Genomic DNA, 21,505 nt, shown 5'->3' on the forward strand with positions numbered 1-21,505 from the left:
CGGCGCTCGCCGCCGGGCTCGTGGCGCAACCGTCCTCGCCGCAGCTCACCGCCGGCGAGGCGGCGTTCCTGATGCAGGATTCCGGCGCCGCGGTGATCGCCGCCGCCGACGAGTGCCCCCTCGACCCGGAGGCCTGCCGCGGCCGGATCGTCCTGCGGCGCGACGACATCGCCCGCCTGCGCGCCGGCCCGCCCCTCGACGCTTACGCCGACACCGCCGCCGACGACCCGGCGACGCTGGTCTACACCTCCGGAACCACCAGCCGGCCGAAGGGGGTGCTGCACGCCCACCGCACGATCTGGGGCCGGCGGCCGATGCACGATTTCTGGCTCGGCCTGCGCGAGGACGACGTGGTGCTGCATGCCGGCACCATGAACTGGACCTACACGCTCGGCGTCGGCATCCAGGATCCCTGGGCGCGGGGCGCCACGACGGTCTTGTATAACGGCAAGCGCGATCCCGCCCTGTGGCCGGCGCTCATCGCCCGCCACCGCGCCACCCTGTTCGCGGCGGTGCCGAGCCTCTACCGACAGATCCTCAAATACGCTGATCTCCCGGCTCACGACCTCTCGTCGCTGCGCCACGGCATCACGGCGGGCGAGGCGTTGTCGCCCCAGCTCCTCGCCGAGTGGCAGGCGGCCACCGGCACGCCGCTCTACGAGGCGCTCGGGATGAGCGAGATCTCGACCTACATCTCGACGAGCCCGCGGACCCCGATCAAGCCCGGCTCGCCGGGCAAGCCGCAGCCGGGCCGCCGCGTCGCGATCCTGCCGCCCGAGGGCGCGCCGGAGCCGCTGCCGCCGGGCGAGATCGGGCTGCTCGCCATCCACCGCTCCGACCCGGCCCTGATGCTCGGCTACTGGAACCGCCCGGAGGAAGAGGCGGCGGTGATGCGGGGCGAGTGGTTCGTGGGCGGCGATCTCGCCGCGCTCGATGCCGACGGCTACGTCTGGTTCGAAGGCCGCAACGACGACATCATGAACGCCTTCGGCTACCGGGTGTCGCCGAACGAGGTCGAGAGCGTGCTCATCGCCCATCCCGACGTGCAGGAGGTCGCGGTGACCGAGCTCCCCGTCCGCGACGACGTGCGGGTGATCGCCGCCTTCGTCGTGCCCAGGGCCGGCGCGGAGCCGGCGCGGGACGCGCTGCTGGCCTGGTGCGCCGAGCGGCTCGCCGCCTACAAGTGCCCGCGGGAGGTCGTCTTCCTGGAGACGCTGCCGCGCACCCCGAACGGCAAGGTGCAGCGCAAGCGGCTGGCGGCGGCCTGACCGGTCGCGGGCGCTCGCTCAGCCCGTGGCGACCTTTCTCGGCGTCACGCTGCGGGCCAGCACCACGAGCGCCCGCCCCGGCAGGTGGAGCGTGCCTCCCGCCTTCAGCGCCTCCCGGGCGACGGGCCGGCCGTCCATCGCCGTGGTGTCGAAGAGCGGCGTCCACGGCCCGCCGACGATCCGGGCGAGCTGGAAGTCGATCGCCCCCTCCCCTGCATTGGCGAGGACGAGGAGGCGGCGCCCATCGGGGGCGTCGTTGCCGATCTGCATGCCGAAGGCCCGGCGCTCGGCGTCGCCCCAGGCGGCCTCGTCCATCTCGGCGCCGCAGGGCGAGAGCCAGTGGACGTCCTTGAGCCCCCCCGGCGCCACGGTCTCGCCGGTGAGGAACTTTCGCCGCCGCAGGGCCCGGTGGTCGCGGCGCAAGGCCAGCAGGTTGCGCACGAAGGCGGTCAGGGCCGGGTCGCCGCCGTCGGTCTCCCAGTCGACCCACGAGGTGGCGTTGTCCTGGCAATAGGCGTTGTTGTTGCCGCCCTGGCTGCGCGAGCGCTCGTCGCCCATCAGCAGCATCGGCACGCCCTGGGCGATCAGGATCGTGGCGAGCAGGTTGCGCTTCTGCCGCGCCCGCAGGGCCAGGATGTCGGGATCGTCGGTCGGGCCCTCGACGCCGTAATTGCGCGAGACGTTGTGGCCGTGGCCGTCGCGGTTGCCCTCGCCGTTGGCCTCGTTGTGCTTCTCCTCGTAGGCGACGACATCGGCGAGCGTGTAGCCGTCGTGGGAGGCGATGAAGTTGATGCTGGCGGACGGCCCGCGGCCGGACGCCGAGAAGATTTCCTTCGAGCCCGTCAGCCCCTGGGTCAGCTTCGGCAGCTGGCCGGCGTCACCCCGCCAGAAGCCCCGGGCGGCGTCGCGGAACTGGTCGTTCCAGTCGCTCCAGCCGACCGGGAAGCCGCCGAGCTGGTAGCCGCCCATGCCGATGTCCCACGGCTCGGCGATGAGCTTGACCCGCGACAGGACCGGGTCCTGCGCCATCGCCTGGAGCACGGCGGCGCGGGGGGTGAAGTCGTGGGGCGAGCGGGCGAGGCTCGAGGCGAGGTCGAAGCGGAAGCCGTCGATCCGGTAGGCCTCGACCCAGTGGCGCAAGGAATCCAGCACCATCTGCATCACCCGCGGCACCGCCACGTCGAGGGTGTTGCCGCAGCCGGTGCAGTCGATGTCGCGACGGGGATCGTCGGGGTTCAGCTTGTAGTAGCTCGCATTGTCGATGCCGCGGAACGACAGGCTCGGCCCGGTATGGTCGCCCTCGCAGGTGTGGTTGTAGACCACGTCCATCAGCACCTCGATGCCGGCGGCGTGGAGCTGGCGGATCGCGGCCTTCAGGCCGGCGGCCCCGGTGGCGCCGTAGAAGCGCGGCTCGGGCGCGAAGTAGTTGAGCGGCGAGTAGCCCCAGAAGTTGGTCAGGTCCTTCTCGACCAGGAAGCGGTCGTCGACGAAGGCCTGGATCGGCAGCAATTCGATCGCCGTGACGCCGAGGCGCACGAGGTGGTCCACGATCGCCGGGTGGCCGAGGGCCGCGTAGGAGCCGCGCCAGGGCAGCGGCACGCCCGGATGGGTCTGGGTCAGGGCCCGGACATGCGCCTCGTAGATCACGCTGTCGACCAGCGGATGGCGCAGGGGCGGATCGTCGTGGACCGGCGCTTCGGGGGCGGTGACGATCCCCTTCGGCATCATCGGGGCGCTGTCGCGCCGGTCGAGCACGTCCTCCCGGTGGCTGCCGCGGCGAAACGGGTAGAGCGCGTCGTGCCAGCGCACCCGCCCGTGGATCTCGCGGGCATAGGGGTCGAGGAGGAGCTTGTGCGGGTTGAAGCGGTGGCCGCGTCCCGGCTCCCAGGGGCCGTGGACGCGGTAGCCGTAGAGCTGGCCCGGCAGCACGCCCGCGAGGTGGCCGTGCCAGACGTCGTCGGTGCGGCGCGGCAGGCGGACCACGTCGGTCTGCACCCGGCCGCTCGGGTCGAACAGGCACAGATCCACCGCCGTGGCATGGGCGGAGAAGAGGGCGAAGTTGACCCCGCGCCCGTCGAAATGGGCGCCGAGCGGGCCCGCGACGCCGTCATCGAGTGCGATCATCCGGTCCGTCATTCCCTCGGGCGCAGGTCTTCGGACCCGGACCATGCCCGCGGACCGGCCGGCTGCCAAGCTGAAGCCGGCCTCGTCCTCAGGCCGCTGCGCTCGCCGGCTCGCGGGACACCAGGGCCACCGCCTCCCGCAGGGTGTGCAGCCCGGCATCCGGCCGGGTGCCGGCGACCGAGAGGTGGCGGCGATAGGGCCGCGCCCCGGGCCGGCCGTTGAACAGGCCGAGCATGTGGCGGGTCATGGCGTGCAGGCGCAGGCCCTCCTGGAGCCGCGCCGCGATGTAGGGCTCGTAGGCTTCGATCGCCGCGAACGGATCGGCTACCGGCGCCGGTGCGCCGAACAGCGCGGGATCGACGCCGAGGAGCAGGGCCGGCTCGGCATAGGCCGCGCGCCCCAGCATCACCCCGTCGAGGGCGATCCCGTTCACCGGTTCGAGTTCGCGCTCCGCCGTCGCAAGATCCTGCAAGCCGCCGTTGAGGGCGATCGGAAGACCAGGATTCGCGGCCTTGAGCCGATGCACCCGGCCGTAATCGAGGGGCGGGATGTCCCGGTTCTCCTTCGGCGACAGGCCCTTGAGCCAGGCCTTGCGGGCGTGCACGACCAGCGCGTCGACGCCGGCCGCCCGCACCGCGGCGGTCAGCGCATCGAGCGCGGCTTCCGGATCCTGGTCGTCGACGCCGATGCGGCACTTCACCGTCACCGGAACCGCGACCGCCGCCTTCATGGCGGCCACGCACTCGCCGACGAGGGCCGGCTCGCGCATCAGGCAGGCGCCGAAGCGCCCGTCCTGCACCCGGTCGGAGGGACAGCCGACATTGAGGTTCACCTCGCGGTATCCGAAGTCTTCCGCGATGCGCGCGGCGGAAGCGAGGTCGGCGGGATCCGACCCGCCGAGCTGGATCGCCACCGGATGCTCGGCATCGTCGAACCCGATCAGCCGCTCGCGCGGCCCGTGCAGTACCGCGCCGGTCGTCACCATCTCGGTGTAGAGGAGCGCGCGGGCCGAGAGGGTGCGGTGGAACGCCCGACAGTGGCGATCGGTCCAGTCCATCATGGGTGCGACGGAGAAGCGCCAGACGCTCGAATTCCCGGATCGCTCGACCAAAACCGTCACCTAATCCCGTCCCGTGCTGCATCGCCGCCGACGAGAGCGGTTCCCGTCCATGCCGGCCGCCGGGTTGTACCGCGCCTGCGCGGACGAGGGTACCCCGGCTCCGGGATCGATCGCAGACGGTCGCGCGCCGTTACGCCGCCTTCACGCCCCCCAGGAACGCATCGACCTCCCCGCGCAGGCCCGTCGCGGTGCCGGCCAAAGCCTCGGCGGCGGCGAGCACCCGGGCGGCGGCCTCGCCGGCGCCTTCCGCGTCGCGGCGGACGTCGCGGATGCCGGTGGAGACCACCTGCGTACCCTGGGCGGCCTCGCCGACGTTGCGGGCGATTTCCTGGGTCGCCGCGCCCTGCTGCTCCATGGCGGCGGTGATGCCGGTGGCGATCTCGGACATCTCGCCGATCACGCCGCCGATCGCCTGCAGGGCCGCCACGGCCTCGCGGGTCGCGTCCTGGATGCGGGCGATCTGGCCGCCGATCTCCTCCGTGGCCCTGGCGGTCTGGCCGGCGAGCTGCTTGACTTCCGCCGCGACGACCGCGAAGCCCCGCCCCGCCTCGCCGGCCCGGGCCGCCTCGATGGTGGCGTTCAACGCCAGCAGGTTCGTCTGCCCGGCGATGCCCTGGATCAGGACCACGACCTCGCCGATGCGCTCGGCCCCGGCGGCGAGCGCCGCGATGACGGCGTCGGTCTCCCGGGCGCGACCGACGGCGCTCGTGGCGATTCCGGCCGAGTGCGCGACCTGGCGGGCGATCTCGCGGATCGAGATCGCCATCTCTTCCGTGGCGGCGGCGACCGTCTCGACATTGGCCGAGGTCCGGGCGGCGGCCTCCGCCACCTCGGCCGACCGGGCGTTGGTGCGCGCGGCCGCCGCCGACATCGACGTCGCGGTGCCCTGCATGGTGTCGGCGGCCTGCGCCAGTCCTTCCGTCGAGGACGACATCGTCGCCTCGAAGCCCGCGGTCAGCGCCCCGAGCCTGCGGGCCCGCCCGGCCTCGGTGCGGGCGGCCTCCGCGGCCTCGGCATCGCTCCGCGCCTTGGCGGCCAGCGCCTCGCGAAAAACCCCCACCGCCCGCGCCATGCCGCCGATCTCGTCGCGCCGCTCCTGCCCCGGGACCGCGGCGGAGAGGTCGCCGGCGGCGAGCGCCCGCATCGCGCCGGCGAGCTGCCCGATCGGCCGAACGATGCCGCGGGCGAGCCACAACGCCGCCGCGATGCCGAGCGAGGCGGCGAGCGCCACGCCGACGAGGAGCAGGATCTCGGCGCCGCGCCGCTCGGATCCGATCCGGGCGATCTCGCCGTCGCCCGCCGCGTGGGCGGCGGTGACGAGGTCGGTCAGGTGGCGATCGCGCTCGGCGACGATCGCGCGCTGCGCGCCGTTGGCCGCCACGATTCCCGGCACCTCACCCTTGATGGCCCGCACCTTCGCGATCAGCTCCTCGATCGCCTGGCGGGCGGCCGGATCCGTTTCGAACCGGTGGATCGTCTCGATGGCCTGGGTCAGCGCATCGGCGCTGGCGACGACCGCCGCACCCTCGTCCTGGGCGGACAGGTCCTTGGCCGAGAACAGGGCGATCTCGGCGATCTGGAGCGACTTGGAGGCCTCGATCGCCTCCGCGCTGGCGCCGAGCAACGCCGCCGCCCGCTCGACCCGGTCCTGCTGCTCCTTCAGGCGGGCCTGAACCGCGCCTCCGGCATCGCTCTGAACCTGCTCGACCTCCCGCAGGGCCGCCATGATGGCCGTGAAGGCCGTCGTGATCTTGTCGCTCCGCCCGGCCTCGTCCGCGGGAAGGTCGACGGCATCGAAGTAATCGTCGAGGGCGTCGACGGCGGCCTTGGCCGGCGCCCGCATCGCGTCCTGTCCGCCGAGGCGCTTCAGGATCCCGGACAGGAGCCGGTACCGCTCGGCGACCGCCGCCCGGTCGCCCCCGGGGGCCTGCTCGCCGTTGCGCATCTCGAGCGCGCCGCGGACCGCCGAGCCCGCGAGCGACCCGGCGGTGGCGGCCTCCTTCAACGCCTCGACGCTGTCCTGGAGCGACTGGCTCGCCGCGGCGAGATGCGCCTTCTGCGCGCTCCCGATCCGGCCCGCCGCCGCCTGCAGGTCCGCGATCAGGCGAAGGTGCTCGGCCTGGACCCGCGCCTTGCGGTCCTGCTCGGCGGCGTAAGTGGTGCGGGTCCGCGCGAAGGCGTCGATGCCGCGGGCCATCGCCTCCGCGCCCGGAACGGCGGCGAGGCCGGCACGGGCCTGGGCGAGGCCGTCGGTCACCGCCTGCTCGCGTCCGGCGCCGGCATCGTGCAGCGACCGCTCGGCGGCCAGCGCGAGGTCGCCGACCCGGCCCGCGAGCGTCTGCGCCGCATTCGCGGTGTCCACGCGCTGGGCGAAGCCGGAGAGGCTGACCCAGCCCGAGGCGGCGACGCCGGCGGTCAACGCCAGCATCACCGAGAAGCCGCAGAGGAGGCGCGTCTTGATCGTCATCGGACCGTGAACCCGGATCGTCCTGTCACCGGGATCTTGACTATGACAAGTGGATTAAGCTGGACTTAAGACTTCGCCAGATGGTTGATTTCGCACCGCACAAAAATCAGAGGTCGCGACAAGTTCACTTCGACATCTCAGACCGAGAGCCCATCCGATCGTCTCCCAAAGCACGGTAAAGGACACTAATGGATACGGAGCGCCCGGTCCTCGGCCTCCCGTAAGTCGCCCCCTTTCCCCGACGACTGAAGCGTCGGCGGAAGGAGATCCGGGATCCAGCGCAAGGACTTCCAGCGCAAGGACTTGAAGCGAAGCGGCTCTGCCTGCCGCACCGTTGCAGACGTCCGGACGCTTCGCGAGGTCTCATGCTGGATCCCGGATCTCCTTCCGCTTAGCTGCAATCGTGCAGGCCCGTACCGGGCCCGGAAAGGGGCTGGCCCATCACGGAACGTCGGCATCTCGGCATGCGCGTCCGTCGGTGTCGTGGACCGTGCTCCCACAGATTTGACACCCTCGATGTCATTCCAGGCTCCGCTGCGCGGCACCGGAATGACATCGGGGGTATGAAGACCGTCGCGCAGGCCGAGCAGGCCCGGTCGGACAGGCTATGGGACGGCGGGTGGGATCGGACCCATGGATCGGCTGCGCAGGCGCTCAGTGGCCGTGCTTGCAGTTCGGGCCGTGGACGTGCCCGTGATCGTGGTGCTGATGGTCGTGCGCGTGGTCATGCGCATGGCCGTGGTCGTGATGGCCGTGGTCGTGATGGGCATGATCGTGACGCCCGTGACCATGGTCGTGAGCATGATGTCCGTGGTCGTGGCCATGATCGCCGTGGCCGTGATCGTGGTGGGCGTGGGCGTGCCCGTGATCGTGCCCGCAGGTGCTGTGGTCGTGGGCGACCGCCTCCTTCTCGGGGCGGAACGGGCGCTGGAGCGCGGCGGCCTTGCAGCCCTGGCCGCGGATCAGGTCGGCCACCGCCGGATCGTCGAGGACGTAGAGCGCATCGGCCGTGACCTCGGCCTGGACGTGGTTGCTGCCGAGCTGCCAGGCGAGGCGGGTGAGCCGCAGCGGGTTCTCGGCCGTGACGGCGAGGAGCGCCTGCGGGGCGGCGAGGATGCGCACCAGCCGCCCGTCCTCCAGGCGCACCGCGTCGCCGTCCTCCAGGACCGTCGCCCGGTCGAGGTCGAGCCGGAAGGCGAGGCCGCCCGCGGCGGTGAGGTCGCCGGTGCGGGTCGCGCGGGCGGCGTGGTCGAGGGCGACCTCGTCGGCGACGGCGTCGGGGCGCACGGCGGCTTTGCGGACGATGGTGGTGGCGCGCTGCATCGGGTCCTCGCGGGCATTCGGTCCGGGGCTGATCGGCCCCCCTTTAGAGCATTTGGCGCACGGGCGGCAGGCCCCGGCGCGTGTGGCTTCCGCGTCGCACCTTGACGATTCGTTACCCATCCGGCGGCGGCGCAGGGAACTCTTTGACGGCCAAGCTCATTTGGCGTTCAGCCGCGATACGGCTAAGCTCAGGGGCAGGGCGCGGGGTCGGGACCCGGTGCCGAACGCCACGACAAGCACGAGGGGAAGACTCCATGAAGAAGCTCATCGCCGCCACGCTCGCCGGTGCCCTGGCGCTGTCGCTCGGCGCCTGCAACACCCCCGGCGACCGCGCGGCCGGCGGCGCCGCCCTCGGCGGTCTGACCGGTGCAGCGATCGGTGCGGCGGCCACGGGCCGGGCCGGCGGCGCTCTCGCGGGCGGCCTGATCGGCGCGGCCGGCGGCGCCGTGGTCGGCGCGGCCACCGCCCCCCAGTGCCCCTACGGCACCTACCGCGACCCCTACGGCAACGTCTACTGCCGCTGATCGCAGCGGTTTGAGCGCACCCGGCGGCCCTCCGCCCGGGTGCGCTTCCACATTCCGCGAACGGCCCGGGGGCGCTACAAGGGCGGCATGACGCCCTTGCCTCCCCGAGTCCCAGCCCGTCTTCACCGCCCGACCGAGATCCGGAGGCCGGCATGAGCCAGGGCGTCTGGAACCAGGGCGTGTGGGGCAAGCTCGGCGGCGCCGGCATCGGGCTCGCCGCCGGCGGTCCGCTCGGGGCGCTCCTCGGCGCGGTGGCCGGCCATTTCCTGCTCGACCGCGAGGGCTCGCTGCTCGGGCCCACCCCCCGCGAGGTGGTGTTCACCACCGGCCTCGTCGCGCTGGCCGCCAAGATGGCGAAGTCGGACGGGGTGGTGACGCCCTCCGAGGTCGCGGCCTTCGCCGACATCGTGCAGGTGCCGCAGGACGAGCGCGCCGGGGTCGAGCGCCTGTTCGACCTCGCCAAGCGCACCACCAGCGGCTTCGAGGGCTATGCCCGCCAGGTGGCGGAGGCCTTCCACGACGAGCCGGCGCTCCTTGAGGACGTGCTCGACGGGCTCTTCCACATCGCCAAGGCGGACGGCGCGATCCACGAGAGCGAGGCGCGCTACCTCGCCGAGGTGGCGGCGATCTTCGGCTTCGACGACGCGCGCTTCGCCGCCGTGACGGCCCGGCACGTCCGAATCGCCGACGACCCCTACGAGGTGCTGGGCGCCGCCCGCGACCTGACCGACGCGGATCTGAAGGCGCGCTACCGGGCGCTGGTCTCCGAGAACCATCCCGACCGGGCCATCGCCCGCGGCCTGCCGCCCGCCGCCGTCGCCATCGCGACCCGGCGGCTCGCCGCGATCAACGCCGCCTACGATCGCATCGCCGCCGAGCGGCATCTGAGCTGAGCCGATGAGCCTCACCCCCGACAGCCCGGTCGCCACCCAGGTGGTGCCCTCCCCCAACCACGACGAGCGGACCCTGCCGGTCGATGCGCTGATCCTGCACTATACCGGCATGGCGAGCGGGTCGGAGGCGCTGCTGCGGCTCTGCAACCCGCTCTCCAAGGTCTCGTCGCACTACCTCGTCCTGGAGGCGGGACGGGTGGTGCAGATGGTGCCCGAGGCCCGCCGCGCCTGGCATGCCGGCCTCTCGGCCTGGGAGGGCGTGCGCGACATGAACTCGCGCTCGATCGGGATCGAGATCGCGCATCCGGGCCACCGCGACGACGGCACCGTGGCACCGTTCCCGCAGGAGCAGATGGCCGCGGTGACGGCGCTCTGCCGCGACATCCTCGGCCGCTGGCCGATCCGGCCCGACCGGGTGCTCGGGCATTCCGACATCGCGCCCGAGCGCAAGATCGATCCGGGCGAGAGCTTTCCCTGGGGAGGCCTGCACGGCGAGGGGATCGGTCACTGGGTGCCCCCCGCGGCGATCCGCGACGGGCGCTTCTTCTCGGAGGGCGATGCCGGCCAGCCGATCGAGGCGCTGCAATCGATGTTCGGCCTCTACGGCTACGACGTGCCGGTGAGCGGCACCTTCGATGCCCGGACGAAGGCCGTGGTGACCGCCTTCCAGCGCCACTTCCGCCCGGCGCGGGTCGACGGGGTGGCCGACGCCTCGACCATCACGACCCTGCGCGACCTGCTGGCGGCCAAGCCGGCGTGAGGGCGCGCCCGGCAAATCCGGGCGGGCGTCGCTTGACGGGTCGAGGACCGGGCCGCAGAAACATCTTCTCCAAAAAAACAAAACGGGAGGATGTTTTCGCGTGTCCGAGCCGACGATCCTGCATCGACGCCGCTTTCTCGCCGGTACGGCCATGGGAGCGATCGGCGTCGCCTCCGCGGCCCGCGCCCAGGCCCCTGGAGCCGGGACTTCCACGGCCGAGGCTCCCAGGCCGGAGGCTCACGGTGCCGGGCCCGAGGCCAAGCCCGCAGCCAAGCCCGGCGCCAAGGGGCTGCCGGCCTCGCTGGCCTGGAAGGACCCGGACGCCTTCATCGTCCATTCCAGCCAGACCGTGGAGACGAAGCGCGGCCTCATCGGCAGCGGCGTCGTCACGCCGATCGACCGGCTGTTCATCCGCAACAACGTCAACCCGCCCTCGGACGCCATCGTCGCCGACCGGGACGCGTGGCGGGTCGAGATCGCGGGCGTCGCCAGCCCGAGGACACTGTCCGTCGCGGAGCTGAAGCGCATCGGCCTCGCGAGCGTCGCCACCGTGCTGCAATGCTCCGGCAACGGCCGCAAGTACATGCAGGACGCGCTGCAGCCGGGCCAGAAGATCTCGGGCACGCCCTGGACGGTCGGGGCGGCGGGCTGCGTGATCTGGACCGGCGTGCCGCTCAAGGCGGTGGTCGACGCGCTCGGCGGCCCCGCCCCCGGTGTCCGGTTCGTCACCGGGACGGGCGGCGAGGAACTGCCGGCGGGGCTCAAGCCGAAGGACGTGATGGTCGAGCGCTCGGTTCCGCTCTCGACCCTCGACACCGTGCTGCTCGCCTGGGAGGTGAACGGCGAGCCGCTACCCCTCGCCCATGGCGGTCCCCTGCGGATGATCGTCCCGGGCTATTCGGGCGTGAACAACATCAAGTACGTCAAGACGGTGGCGCTGACCGAGGCCGAGACGGACGCCAAGATCCAGGCCGCGAGCTACCGCATGCACGGGGTCGGCGAGAAGGCCGGACCGGCGCAGCCCTCGATCTGGGAGCAGCCGGTGCGCTCGTGGATCACCGCCCCGCTGGAGAATGGCGCGGCGGGCCGCACCGTCGTCACCGGCGTCGCCTTCGGCGGCATGAACGCGGTGGCCCGCGTCGAGGTGTCGATCGACGGCGGCCGGACATGGGCCGACGCTCCGTTGATCGGGCCCGATCTCGGGCGCTACGCCTGGCGGCTTTTCGCCCTCGCGCTCGATCTGCCGGCGGGGACGCACGTGCTGGCGAGCCGGGCGACCGACGCGGCCGGCACCGTCCAGCCCGAGGAGACGAAGCCGAATGGCGGCGGCTACAGCTACAACGGCTGGCGCGGACCCGCCGTCACCCTGACGATCGCCTGAGCCCCTTCCCGCCCTCCGGCCCGCATCCCGGCGATGCGGGCCGCGAAAGCCCGTGATGAGACCTGCGCACCTCGCCCTCTGCCTCGTCCTGACGACCGCCCCGGCCTCGGCGGACCCCGCCCGCCTCGCCCTCGGCAAGCAGGTATTCACCGAGCTGGCCGAACCGGGATGCGGGGTCTGCCACACGCTCGCGGATGCCGGCACGACCGGGACGGTCGGGCCCGTCCTCGACAGCCTGAAGCCGGATGCGGGCCGGGTCGCGACCGCCGTCACGAACGGGATCGGGGTGATGCCGGCCTTCGAGGACCTGACCCCGGAACAGGTCGCCGCCGTCGCGCTCTACGTCGCGACCGTCACCGGCGCATCCAAGTAGGTGGAGCGTCCAGTCCGGGCGGTCGCGCCGCTCGGAGGCAGGCACGAGGGGCGCCGCGGGCGCCCCTCGCCGGGCTCTCACCCGTGGGTGCTGCCGAGCCGCTCGCGCGGCGTCTCGACCTGTGCGTGGGCCTGCGGCGATACGGCGGCCGGTGCCTCCGCCGCGCCGCGGGTGCGCCACAGGCTGTAGACCACGCCGCCGGCGAGCAGGACCACCGTCACCACCAGCGCGACCCAGGGCTGGATCTCGATCAGCTCGAAGGTATCGGCGATCACGATCTTCAGGCCGATGAAGATCAGGATCAGGGCGAGCGCGGTCTTGAGGTAGGCGAAGCGATCGACCATCGCGGCGAGCGCGAAGTAGAGCGCACGGAGCCCCAGGATCGCGAAGATGTTCGAGGTGTAGACCACGTAGGTGTCGGTGGTGATGGCGAAGATCGCCGGCACGCTGTCGACCGCGAAGATCACGTCGGCGCCGTTCACCAGCACCAGGGCCATGGCGAGCGGGGTGAGCCACAGCACCGGCTTGCCGGTCTTCGGATCGGGCCGGCGGGTGGTGAAGTTCTGGCCGTCGAGCTCGTCGGTCACCCGCATGTGCTTGCGCATGAAGCCGGTGAAGCGGTCGGCGGACTTGTTCTCGCCCTCCTCCTCGTCGCCCGAGACCAGCATCTTGACGCCGGCATAGATCAGGAAGGCGGCGAAGATCGTCAGCACCCACTCGGCCTGGTGGACGAGAGCGGCGCCGAGACCGATCATCAGGCCGCGCAGCACGATCGCCGCCAGGATGCCCCAGAGCAGGACCCGGTGCTGCGCGTTGCGGGGGATGCCGAGATAGCCGAAGATCACCGCGATCACGAAGACGTTGTCCATCGACAGCGACTTCTCGACCACGAGGCCGGCGAGGTATTCCTGGCCCGCCTGCGGGCCGATGTACCACCAGACCCAGCCGCCGAAGAGGAGGCCGAGGGAGAGGTAGAAGGCGGTGAGGAGCAGGCTCTCCTTCACGCCGATCTCGCGGCTCTTGTCGCGGTGCAGGAGGCCGAGATCGAGGGCGAGCAGGATGAAGATGACGGCGTGGAAACCCAGCCACATCCACACGGGCTTGCCGAGCCACGTCATGTACAGGAAATCGACCATCGCGGGACCGTGATGCTTCAAGGAGGAAAGCATCGGCTCCGACATCACGAGCGCGAAAAGCGCAGCTCGCCAGAGGGGCCCGCAGCCGATGGGAGCGACTTATGTCCCGGATGGCGGCGGATCAAGGGCAGGCCGGGCCGGGCCCCCCGCACTTATTTTCTCCGCGCTGCCGGCGGGGCAGGTTGACAGGACGGGCCAGGCACGGCCCTGGGGCGTCCCATGAACGAGATCGATGGCGACGCGCGCGAGCAACGGGCGGCCGGTCACGCGGCGGTGATCGGCGGCGGGCCGGCGGGCCTCGCGGCGGCCGAGGTCCTGGCCGAAGCCGGTCTGGCGGTCACGGTGATCGAGCGGATGCCCTCCCCTGCCCGCAAGCTGCTGATCGCCGGGCGCGGCGGCCTCAACCTGACCCACAGCGAGCCGCTGGAGCGGTTCCTGTCCCGCTACGCACCGGCCGAGCCGCGGCTCGACGCGGCGATCCGAACGTTTCCGCCGCAGGCCCTGCGCGACTGGTGCGACGCCTTAAGCCAGCCGACCTTCGTGGGATCGAGCGGCCGGGTGTTTCCGGAGGCCTTCAAGGCCTCGCCGCTGCTGCGGGCCTGGCTCGCCCGGCTCGATCGCCTCGGCGTCCGCCTGCGCACCCGCACCCGCTGGACCGGCTGGGACGCGGACGGGGCGCTGAGCCTCGCGGGCGAGGCCGGCCCGGAGACCCTGCGGGTGGACGCGACCGTGCTGGCGCTCGGTGGGGCGAGCTGGCCGCGCCTCGGCTCGGACGGCGCCTGGGTGCCGGTGCTGGAGGCCGAGGGGATCGCGGTGCGTCCGTTCCGCCCGGCCAATGCGGGCTTCACCGCCGCGTGGTCGCCGCTCTTCGCCGAGCGCTTCGCCGGCGCACCGCTCAAGCGGATCGCCCTCGGCCTCGGATCCGAGACGGTGCGGGGCGAGGCGGTGATCACCCGCGACGGGATCGAGGGCGGGGTCGTCTACGCCCTGTCGCGGCCGATCCGCGAGGCGATCGAGGCGGCGGGCGAGGCGGTGGTGAATATCGACCTGCGGCCGGACCTGGACGTGGCGGCGCTCGCCCGCCGCCTCGCCGGGGCGCGGCCGAAGGAATCCCGCGCGACGGTGCTGCGCAAGGCCGCGGGCCTCAGTCCGCCGGCCGCCGGCCTGCTGCGGGAGGCGGCCAGAGATCTGCCGGCGGATCCGGCGGCGCTCGCGGCGCTGATCAAGACCGTGCCTCTGCGGCTCACTGGCCTGCAGCCGATCGACCGGGCGATCTCAAGCGCCGGCGGCGTCGCCTTCGCGGATCTCGACGCGCGGCTCATGCTGCGGACCCGCCCCGGCACGTTCCTGGCGGGCGAGATGCTCGACTGGGAGGCACCGACCGGCGGCTACCTACTCCAGGCGAGCTTCGCCAGCGGCCGGGCGGCGGCGCGGGGCGTGCTGGACTGGTTCGCCGTGCGGTGACGCGTCCCGACATTCCGGGGACGGATCACCGATGACCCGGCCCGGACGACACCTCTCGACGTCCTCCCGGGGCCGCGCAGCGGAACCCGGGATGAGGCTGAGGATGCCGGTCCGGCGGAGAAAGCCGAAGGATCGATCAGAGCTTGGCGCAGAACCCGACCATGCCGGAGCTGTCGGGCGGGCACATCGCCACGGCCTCGCCGCTCTCGCGACGGGTGAAGGTGGGGTTGCCGCCGCGCAGGCAATAGGACGACACGAAGGTCTCGCCCTCGTCGCAGACGAGCTCGCAATGCGGCTTGGCGCAGCCGTCGGTGCGCAGCATCCGGAACGGCGAGCCCGCGGTCGTGGTCGCGGCCTGCGATCCGGCCTGTCCCGGCGCCCCGGCAGGCCCCGGCTCGCCCTTCGCCCCTGCCTCGCCCCGCGCACCCGCAGGACCCGGCTCGCCCTTCGCCCCTGCCTCGCCCTTGGGGCCGGCGTCCCCCTTGGGACCAGCGTCACCCTTGGGACCAGCGTCACCCTTGGGACCGGGCTCGCCCTTCGGACCCATGTCCCCCTTCGGACCCGCCGGCCCGGCGAGGCCGGCGACGCCCTGCGGCCCGGTTGGGCCGGGCTCGCCCTTCGCCCCCGGTGCGCCGGTGGCGCCGCAATTGGCGATCGCGATCTCGCGGGAGGCCTCGCCGGCCTTGAGCGTCGCGACGCAGTTCTGCGGCACGTAGGGCACCTTCAGGGTGAAGCGCCCGCGCTTGTCCGAGGTGACCGGGATGTCGTCGTCGAGGGTGACCACCACCCCGGCCTTGCCGACGCTGCCCGACACGGTGAGGTCGCCGGCCTCGATCCGGGCATCCCAGACCGTGATGGCGGATTGCCCCGCCGGGGCGGCGCGGGAGCCCGCCGGCTGCGGCTGTGCGAGGCCCGCGCCGGACAGGACGGCACAAGCGGGCAGGATCGCGGACAGGATCAACGCAGCGCGGAATGGACGCATCGTTCGGCCCCAGAGGCGTGACGGACGGGCCCGCGCGTCGAAACGACGATCGGCGGGCGCCGCACCTTGCGGCGCTGTCAAGCTGCGGTCAACTGCGCAGGCGCCCGCCGAAAACAGGCCCGTCAGGCTTCGTCGTCGAGCACGCCTTCGAGGGCGTAGTGGCGCACGGTGTGGCGGTTGGCGATCAGCTCGTCCACGGTGGGTTCGCCCTTCAGCGCCCGGGCGATGGCGAGCTTCGTCGCCTCGTAGTTGGTGCGGTAGAGGTCCTTGCGGTCGAGGTTCGGGTCCTCGGGGCAGCGCGGGTCGAGCCAGATCATGATGATCATGCACAGCTCGTCGAGCCCGTCGCGGGGCAGGATGCCCTCGATGATGCAATCGACGATGGCGTCGCCGGTGGCGGCCTGGACAACGCCGCCGAGGAGCTCGACGTACTCCGCGGTGTGGATCGTCGCCTTGGTGGTCATCATCGTGGCCGGGCGCACCAGCTGGTTGAGGTCGCGCACCACGAACATCCGGGTGTGGCCCTGGACCTGCCCCATCATCGAGGCGAAGGCCTGCCCCACCGGCCCGCGCACCGAGCCGATCAGCACCTCGGGCATCGCGTCGGTGTACTGCCCCTCGGCCGCCAGCACCGTGGCCTCGCCGGTGCGGAAGACGATCTCGCTCATGGTCCGATTCCTCAGGTTCGAGTCCGGCGCGGGTCGACCACGGCGACGGTCGCAGCGTCAACCGGCGCGAACCCATCGACCTGTCCGGAAATTGGTCTATAGGGCCGAGGCCCCGGGGATGTGCGCCCGGGCAAGAGCTGATGCGGACGGATGAGCGATCGCGACTGGACCCTGCGGGTGACGCCGACCGAGGCGGGCGTGCGGCTCGAACTCGACCTCGCCGACCTCGACGGCGCGCCGGTCACGGCGGCGATCGCCCTCGACCGGGCCGAGGCGCGCCGCTTCGCCCGGGCGATGCTGGCGGCGGCCGGCGACGCGGCCGAGCGCACCTTTCCGCATCCGCCGGTTCAGGATCATGATTGAGGGATCTCAGTAGCGTCCGGGCAGGCGCGGCACCTTGGTGCCGGGCTTCTCGATCGGCTCGGCGCAGGAATAGACGAACTCGGTCTGGAGATCGGTGAACACCGTCTCGCCGACGATGGTGCAGGTCTCCCGCGCCGTCTCCTTGAGATAGGTCGCGGCGGCCTCCGAGAAGCGGCGCCGGCGGGTGAGCGCCGGGTCCTTGCCCTCCAGGCCGCAGCCGGCAATCTCCCGCAGGTTGTTCGAGACGATCAGGACCTTGCGCTGCTGGCGCTGGTCGTAGACCTCGTAGGGGTCGTTGCAGCCGATCGTGACCACCTGCGGCTGGAGGCCGACATAGGTCTTCGAGATGTAGGAGAATTCGGTGCAGCCGGCCGCCGCCGCGACGGCGCTTGCCACGGCGACGAGGGCGAGCCTCCCTGGTCCTGTCCGCATCCCCGATCCTTCCCGCCCGATCCTGTCGGCGCCCTTTAGGCCCAAGCTTTGAGCCGGGGCGGGCGCGGCGGTCAAGCCCGGGTCAGGAGGTGGGCTCGTCGTCCTCCACCGCGTCGTCCACTGAGAGGTCCGGGGGAAAGGAAAAGGCGCGAGTTTCCCCTCTCCCCGCGGGCGGGGAGAGGGTCGCGTCCCCGTCCAGGGGATGCGACAAGCCCGAAAGGCGAGGGTGAGGGGGTATCCACGGATATGGCTCCTCCGGCGTCACCCCCTCACCCTCGCTCCGGCTTTCGCCTACTCTCCTTTCGCCCCCGGCAAGGGGGGCGAAAGCCTCTCCCCGCCCGCGGGGAGAGGAGAAACCCGCGCTATGGTCGTCTCGGAGTTTTCTTAGAGAGCCATGCGTCGTCCGACGGACCGCCCCCCTTAAGGCAAGCGCCCCCCTACTCCGCCGCCACGCGATACCGCGCCGTATCGTAGTTCAGCACCGGGCCGAGCCAGCGCTCGACCTCGGCCACGTCCATCCCCTTGCGGGCGGCGTAATCCTCGACCTGGTCGCGCTCCACCTTGGCGACGCCGAAGTAATGCGCGTCCGGATGGGCGAGGTAGAGGCCCGAGACCGAGGAGCCCGGCCACATCGCGTAGGATTCGGTGAGCTTCACGCCGATGCGCCGCTCGGCCTGGAGCAGGTCGAACAGCGTGACCTTCTCGGTGTGGTCGGGCTGGGCCGGGTAGCCCGGGGCCGGGCGGATGCCGGCATAGGGCTCGGTGACGAGCTCGGCCGGCGAGTAGGCCTCGTCGGACGCGTAGGCCCAGAACTCGCGCCGCACCCGCTCGTGCATCCGCTCGGCGAAGGCCTCGGCGATGCGGTCAGCCAGCGCCTTGACCAGGATCGACTTGTAATCGTCGTTCTGGCGCTCGAAGCGCTCGGCGATCCGCACCTCTTCGAGACCCGCCGTGACCACGAAGCCGCCGACATAATCGGCAAGCCCGCTCTCCACCGGGGCCACGAAGTCCGACAGGCAGGTATTGGGCCGCCCGTCGCGCTTCGACAGTTGCTGGCGCAGGCCGTGAAAGGTCGCGAGGGCGTCGGTCCGGCTCTCGCCGGTGAACAGCCGGATGTCGTCGCCGACCGCGTTGGCCGGCCAGAAGCCGATCACCGCCTTCGGGTTGAACCAGCGCTCCTCGACGATCTGGCGCAGCATGGCTTGCGCGTCCTCGAACAGGGCGCGGGCGGCCGGTCCCTGCTCGGGGTCGTCGAGGATCGCCGGATAGCGGCCCTTGAACTCGTAGGTCTGGAGGAACGGCGTCCAGTCGATATAGGGGACGAGCTCCGCCACCTCGTAGCTGCGGAACACCCGCGTGCCGGTGAAGGTCGGCTTGACCGGCCGGTATCCCGACCAGTCGGCCTTGAAGGCGTTGGCGCGGGCTTTCGCCAGGGGCAGACGCTGCTTGTCGGCCTCCGAGCGGGCATGGGCCTCGGCGACGCGCTTGTACTCGGCGCGCACCGTCTCGATCGTCTGGCCCTTGGTGTCGGGCGAGAGCAGGTTCGAGACCACGCCGACGGCGCGGCTGGCATCGGTCACGTAGACCGCCTGGCCCTTGGCATAGGCCGGGTGGATCTTCACCGCGGTATGGACCCGGCTCGTCGTCGCGCCGCCGATGAGGAGGGGCACGTCGAAGCCCTCGCGCTCCATCTCGGCCGCGACGTGGACCATCTCGTCGAGGGAGGGCGTGATGAGCCCCGACAGGCCGATGATATCCACGTTCTCCTTGCGGGCGGTATCGAGGATCTTGGCCGCCGGCACCATCACGCCGAGATCGATGATCTCGTAGTTGTTGCAGGCGAGCACGACGCCGACGATGTTCTTGCCGATGTCGTGGACATCGCCCTTCACCGTCGCCATCAGGACCTTGCCGGCCGCCTGCCGCCCGCCGACGCCGCCATTGGCGGCTTTTTCCGCCTCCATGAACGGCATCAGGTAGGCCACCGCCTGCTTCATCACGCGGGCGGACTTCACCACCTGCGGCAGGAACATTTTTCCCGCGCCGAACAGGTCGCCGACCACGTTCATCCCCGACATCAGCGGGCCCTCGATGACGTGGAGCGGACGCTCGGCCTGCGACCGCGCCTCTTCGGTATCGGCCTCGATGTATTCGGTGATGCCGTTGACCAGCGCATGCTCCAGGCGCTTCGCCACCGGCGCCTCGCGCCAGGCGAGGTCGGCGGTCTTGTCGCGGGCCTGCCCCCCCTCCTTGAAGCGGGCGGCGGCCTCGAGCAGGCGCTCGGTCGCATCGGAGCGGCGGTTGAGGACCACGTCCTCGCACAATTCGCGGAGTTCCGCGGGCAGCTCGTCGTAGACCGCGAGCTGGCCGGCATTCACGATGCCCATATCCATGCCGACCTTGATCGCATGGTACAGGAACACCGCGTGCATCGCCTCGCGCACCGGCTCGTTGCCGCGGAAGGCGAAGGACAGGTTCGAGATGCCGCCCGAGATATGGGCGTGGGGCAGGGTCTCGCGGATGATCCGGGCCGCCTCGATGAAGGCGACGCCGTAGCCGTCATGCTCCTCGATGCCCGTCGCCACCGCGAAGACGTTGGGATCGAAGATGATGTCCTCAGGCGGGAAGCCGACCGTCTCGGTCAGCACCTTGTAGGCCCGGGTGCAGATCGCGATCTTGCGCTCCAGCGAATCGGCCTGGCCCTGCTCGTCGAAGGCCATCACCACCACGGCGGCACCGTAGGAGCGGCAGATCCTGGCCTCGTGGATGAACTTCTCCTCCCCCTCCTTGAGGGAGATCGAGTTCACGATCGCCTTGCCCTGCACGCATTTCAGGCCGGCCTCGATGACCGGGAACTTCGAGGAATCGATCATCACCGGGACGCGGGCGATGTCCGGCTCGGCGGCGACGAGGTTGAGGAACTCGACCATCGCCCTTGCTGAGTCGAGCAGGCCCTCGTCCATGTTGACGTCGATGATCTGGGCACCGGCCGCGACCTGGTCACGGGCGACATCGAGCGCCGCCGCGTAGTCGCCGTTGGTGACGAGCTTGCGGAAGCGCGCCGAGCCGGTGACGTTGGTGCGCTCGCCGACGTTCACGAACGGGATCTCGGGCGTCAGCGTGAAGGGCTCGAGGCCCGACAGGCGCATCAAGGGCTTCACGCTCGGCACCCGGCGCGGCGCCTTGCCGGCCACCGCCCCGGCGATGGCGCGGATATGGTCCGGCGTGGTGCCGCAGCAGCCGCCGACCATGTTGACGAGGCCGCTCTCGGCGAATTCGCCGACGAGCTTGGCCATCGCCTCCGGGCTCTCGTCGTAGAGGCCGAACTCGTTCGGCAGGCCGGCATTCGGATAGGCGCAGACCAGCGTGTCGCAGGTGCGCGACAGCTCGTCGATATGGGCGCGCATCTCGCGGGCGCCGAGCGCGCAGTTGAGGCCGAAGGTGAGCGGCTCGGCGTGGCGCAGCGAGTGCCAGAAGGCGGTCGGGGTCTGGCCCGACAGGGTGCGGCCCGAGAGATCCGTGATGGTGCCCGAGATCATGATCGGCAGGCGGGTGCCGGTCTCGTCGAAGACCTGCCAGGCCGCCGCCACCGCCGCCTTGGCGTTGAGCGTGTCGAACACCGTCTCGATCAGGATCAGCTCGGCGCCGCCGGCGATCAGGCCGCGCACCTGCTCGGCATAGGCCTCGCGGACCTGGTCGAAGGTCACGGCGCGGTAGCCGGGATTGTTGACGTCCGGCGAGATCGACAGGGTGCGGTTCGTCGGGCCGATGGCGCCGGCGACGAAGCGGCGGCGCCCGTCCTGACCCTCGGCGAGCACGGCCGCCTCGCGGGCGAGCCGCGCGCCCTGCGCATTCAGCTCGTGGATCACCGATTCCATGCCATAATCGGCCTGGGCGATGGTGGTGCCCGAAAACGTGTTGGTCTCGACGACGTCGGCGCCGGCCAGGAAGTAGTCGAGGTGGATCTGCCGGATCGCGTCGGGCTGGGTCAGGATCAGGAGGTCGTTGTTGCCCTTCTGGTCGTGGGCGTGATCGCGAAAACGCTCGCTGCGGAAATCCGCCTCGGTCAGGCCGAGGCGCTGGATCACCGTACCCATCGCCCCGTCGAGGACGAGGATTTTTTCCGCCGCGCGCCGGCGCAGGGCGGTCAGGATGTCGGCACCGTCGGCGGGGCGGAAATCGGTCATCGGGGTGGGGTTCCAGCGGGTCGGGCGAGGTATGGAATCA

Annotated in this window: 17 protein-coding genes; 8 read left to right on the forward strand and 9 right to left on the reverse strand. The window is 71.6% G+C overall.

The features are described from left to right. A partial coding sequence (locus QR78_RS04870; protein WP_048426384.1) for a class I adenylate-forming enzyme family protein occupies window positions 1–1,268 on the forward strand: 1,268 nt, incomplete at its 5' end. Between the two features lie 18 nt (window positions 1,269–1,286). On the opposite strand, the gene glgX is transcribed toward QR78_RS04870, so the two are convergent. The 4 genes from glgX to QR78_RS04890 all read right to left on the reverse strand — a co-directional run bounded on the left by glgX (window position 1,287) and on the right by QR78_RS04890 (window position 8,302). Further along, complete coding sequence (glgX, locus tag QR78_RS04875; RefSeq protein WP_048426399.1) at window positions 1,287–3,392, reverse strand: glycogen debranching protein GlgX; 2,106 nt, start codon at window positions 3,390–3,392, stop codon at window positions 1,287–1,289. An 88-nt stretch (window positions 3,393–3,480) separates the two neighbouring features. Beyond that, the gene (dusA, locus tag QR78_RS04880) at window positions 3,481–4,512 is read right to left on the reverse strand and encodes a tRNA dihydrouridine(20/20a) synthase DusA (protein WP_082171911.1); all 1,032 of its coding nucleotides are present in this window, start codon (window positions 4,510–4,512) and stop codon (window positions 3,481–3,483) included. Window positions 4,513–4,642: 130 nt separating this feature from the next. Beyond that, entirely contained in the window at window positions 4,643–6,979 is a 2,337-nt protein-coding gene (locus QR78_RS04885) for a methyl-accepting chemotaxis protein (protein ID WP_053220800.1), read from the reverse strand. Between the two features lie 654 nt (window positions 6,980–7,633). After that, on the reverse strand, window positions 7,634–8,302 hold the full coding sequence (locus tag QR78_RS04890) for an urease accessory protein UreE (protein WP_048426386.1): 669 nt from the start codon (window positions 8,300–8,302) through the stop codon (window positions 7,634–7,636). 254 nt (window positions 8,303–8,556) lie between these two features. On the opposite strand from QR78_RS04890, the gene QR78_RS04895 reads away from it, so the two are divergent. The 5 genes from QR78_RS04895 (at window position 8,557) to sorU (ending at window position 12,233) form a co-directional block, all read left to right on the forward strand. Then, complete coding sequence (locus QR78_RS04895; protein WP_048426387.1) at window positions 8,557–8,826, forward strand: hypothetical protein; 270 nt, start codon at window positions 8,557–8,559, stop codon at window positions 8,824–8,826. Between the two features lie 152 nt (window positions 8,827–8,978). After that, complete coding sequence (locus QR78_RS04900; protein WP_048426388.1) at window positions 8,979–9,719, forward strand: TerB family tellurite resistance protein; 741 nt, start codon at window positions 8,979–8,981, stop codon at window positions 9,717–9,719. Window positions 9,720–9,723: 4 nt separating this feature from the next. Beyond that, window positions 9,724–10,479 carry an N-acetylmuramoyl-L-alanine amidase gene (locus QR78_RS04905; RefSeq protein WP_048426389.1) on the forward strand — a complete coding sequence of 252 codons (756 nt, stop codon included), beginning with the start codon at window positions 9,724–9,726 and terminating at the stop codon, window positions 10,477–10,479. A gap of 100 nt (window positions 10,480–10,579) precedes the next feature. Continuing rightward, window positions 10,580–11,860 carry a SorT family sulfite dehydrogenase catalytic subunit gene (sorT, locus tag QR78_RS04910; protein WP_048426390.1) on the forward strand — a complete coding sequence of 427 codons (1,281 nt, stop codon included), beginning with the start codon at window positions 10,580–10,582 and terminating at the stop codon, window positions 11,858–11,860. A gap of 55 nt (window positions 11,861–11,915) precedes the next feature. Beyond that, on the forward strand, window positions 11,916–12,233 hold the full coding sequence (gene sorU / locus QR78_RS04915) for a SorU family sulfite dehydrogenase c-type cytochrome subunit (RefSeq protein WP_053220801.1): 318 nt from the start codon (window positions 11,916–11,918) through the stop codon (window positions 12,231–12,233). Between the two features lie 77 nt (window positions 12,234–12,310). Here the strand turns inward: sorU and QR78_RS04920 are convergent, their stop codons facing one another. Beyond that, complete coding sequence (locus QR78_RS04920) at window positions 12,311–13,369, reverse strand: TerC family protein (protein ID WP_048426402.1); 1,059 nt, start codon at window positions 13,367–13,369, stop codon at window positions 12,311–12,313. A gap of 219 nt (window positions 13,370–13,588) precedes the next feature. Here QR78_RS04920 and QR78_RS04925 point away from each other — a divergent pair, with 219 nt between their 5' ends. Further along, window positions 13,589–14,833, forward strand: a complete 1,245-nt coding sequence (locus QR78_RS04925; RefSeq protein WP_048426391.1) for a TIGR03862 family flavoprotein — start codon at window positions 13,589–13,591, stop codon at window positions 14,831–14,833. Between the two features lie 136 nt (window positions 14,834–14,969). Here the strand turns inward: QR78_RS04925 and QR78_RS04930 are convergent, their stop codons facing one another. Both QR78_RS04930 and QR78_RS04935 read right to left on the reverse strand, forming a co-directional pair. After that, window positions 14,970–15,815 carry a collagen-like domain-containing protein gene (locus QR78_RS04930; RefSeq protein ID WP_048426392.1) on the reverse strand — a complete coding sequence of 282 codons (846 nt, stop codon included), beginning with the start codon at window positions 15,813–15,815 and terminating at the stop codon, window positions 14,970–14,972. A gap of 122 nt (window positions 15,816–15,937) precedes the next feature. Continuing rightward, window positions 15,938–16,483, reverse strand: a complete 546-nt coding sequence (locus QR78_RS04935; protein WP_048426393.1) for a formaldehyde-activating enzyme — start codon at window positions 16,481–16,483, stop codon at window positions 15,938–15,940. 150 nt (window positions 16,484–16,633) lie between these two features. Here QR78_RS04935 and QR78_RS04940 point away from each other — a divergent pair, with 150 nt between their 5' ends. Continuing rightward, entirely contained in the window at window positions 16,634–16,846 is a 213-nt protein-coding gene (locus tag QR78_RS04940; protein ID WP_048426394.1) for a hypothetical protein, read from the forward strand. A gap of 6 nt (window positions 16,847–16,852) precedes the next feature. Here QR78_RS04940 and QR78_RS04945 read toward each other — a convergent pair whose 3' ends face one another. Both QR78_RS04945 and metH read right to left on the reverse strand, forming a co-directional pair. Continuing rightward, window positions 16,853–17,278: a hypothetical protein gene (locus QR78_RS04945; protein ID WP_048426395.1), complete on the reverse strand. Its 426-nt coding sequence runs from the start codon at window positions 17,276–17,278 to the stop codon at window positions 16,853–16,855. Window positions 17,279–17,715: 437 nt separating this feature from the next. Next, window positions 17,716–21,465 (reverse strand): methionine synthase, encoded by a 3,750-nt coding sequence (metH, locus tag QR78_RS04950; RefSeq protein ID WP_048426396.1) that lies wholly within the window; start codon window positions 21,463–21,465, stop codon window positions 17,716–17,718. Window positions 21,466–21,505 lie beyond the last annotated feature (40 nt).

The sequence above is a fragment of the Methylobacterium indicum genome (genome assembly GCF_001043895.1).
GTDB classification, from domain to species: domain Bacteria; phylum Pseudomonadota; class Alphaproteobacteria; order Rhizobiales; family Beijerinckiaceae; genus Methylobacterium; species Methylobacterium indicum.

Coding starts and splice junctions, on each gene's coding strand:
- QR78_RS04885 (WP_053220800.1), bottom strand. CDS start 6,979: ATGACGATCAAGACGCGCCTCCTCTGCGGCTTCTCGGTGATGCTGGCG.
- QR78_RS04940 (WP_048426394.1), top strand. CDS start 16,634: ATGAGCGATCGCGACTGGACCCTGCGGGTGACGCCGACCGAGGCGGGC.
- QR78_RS04895 (WP_048426387.1), top strand. CDS start 8,557: ATGAAGAAGCTCATCGCCGCCACGCTCGCCGGTGCCCTGGCGCTGTCG.
- QR78_RS04890 (WP_048426386.1), bottom strand. CDS start 8,302: ATGCAGCGCGCCACCACCATCGTCCGCAAAGCCGCCGTGCGCCCCGAC.
- QR78_RS04925 (WP_048426391.1), top strand. CDS start 13,589: ATGAACGAGATCGATGGCGACGCGCGCGAGCAACGGGCGGCCGGTCAC.
- sorU (WP_053220801.1), top strand. CDS start 11,916: ATGAGACCTGCGCACCTCGCCCTCTGCCTCGTCCTGACGACCGCCCCG.
- QR78_RS04930 (WP_048426392.1), bottom strand. CDS start 15,815: ATGCGTCCATTCCGCGCTGCGTTGATCCTGTCCGCGATCCTGCCCGCT.
- glgX (WP_048426399.1), bottom strand. CDS start 3,392: ATGATCGCACTCGATGACGGCGTCGCGGGCCCGCTCGGCGCCCATTTC.
- QR78_RS04900 (WP_048426388.1), top strand. CDS start 8,979: ATGAGCCAGGGCGTCTGGAACCAGGGCGTGTGGGGCAAGCTCGGCGGC.
- QR78_RS04935 (WP_048426393.1), bottom strand. CDS start 16,483: ATGAGCGAGATCGTCTTCCGCACCGGCGAGGCCACGGTGCTGGCGGCC.
- metH (WP_048426396.1), bottom strand. CDS start 21,465: ATGACCGATTTCCGCCCCGCCGACGGTGCCGACATCCTGACCGCCCTG.
- QR78_RS04905 (WP_048426389.1), top strand. CDS start 9,724: ATGAGCCTCACCCCCGACAGCCCGGTCGCCACCCAGGTGGTGCCCTCC.
- QR78_RS04920 (WP_048426402.1), bottom strand. CDS start 13,369: ATGGTCGATTTCCTGTACATGACGTGGCTCGGCAAGCCCGTGTGGATG.
- QR78_RS04945 (WP_048426395.1), bottom strand. CDS start 17,278: ATGCGGACAGGACCAGGGAGGCTCGCCCTCGTCGCCGTGGCAAGCGCC.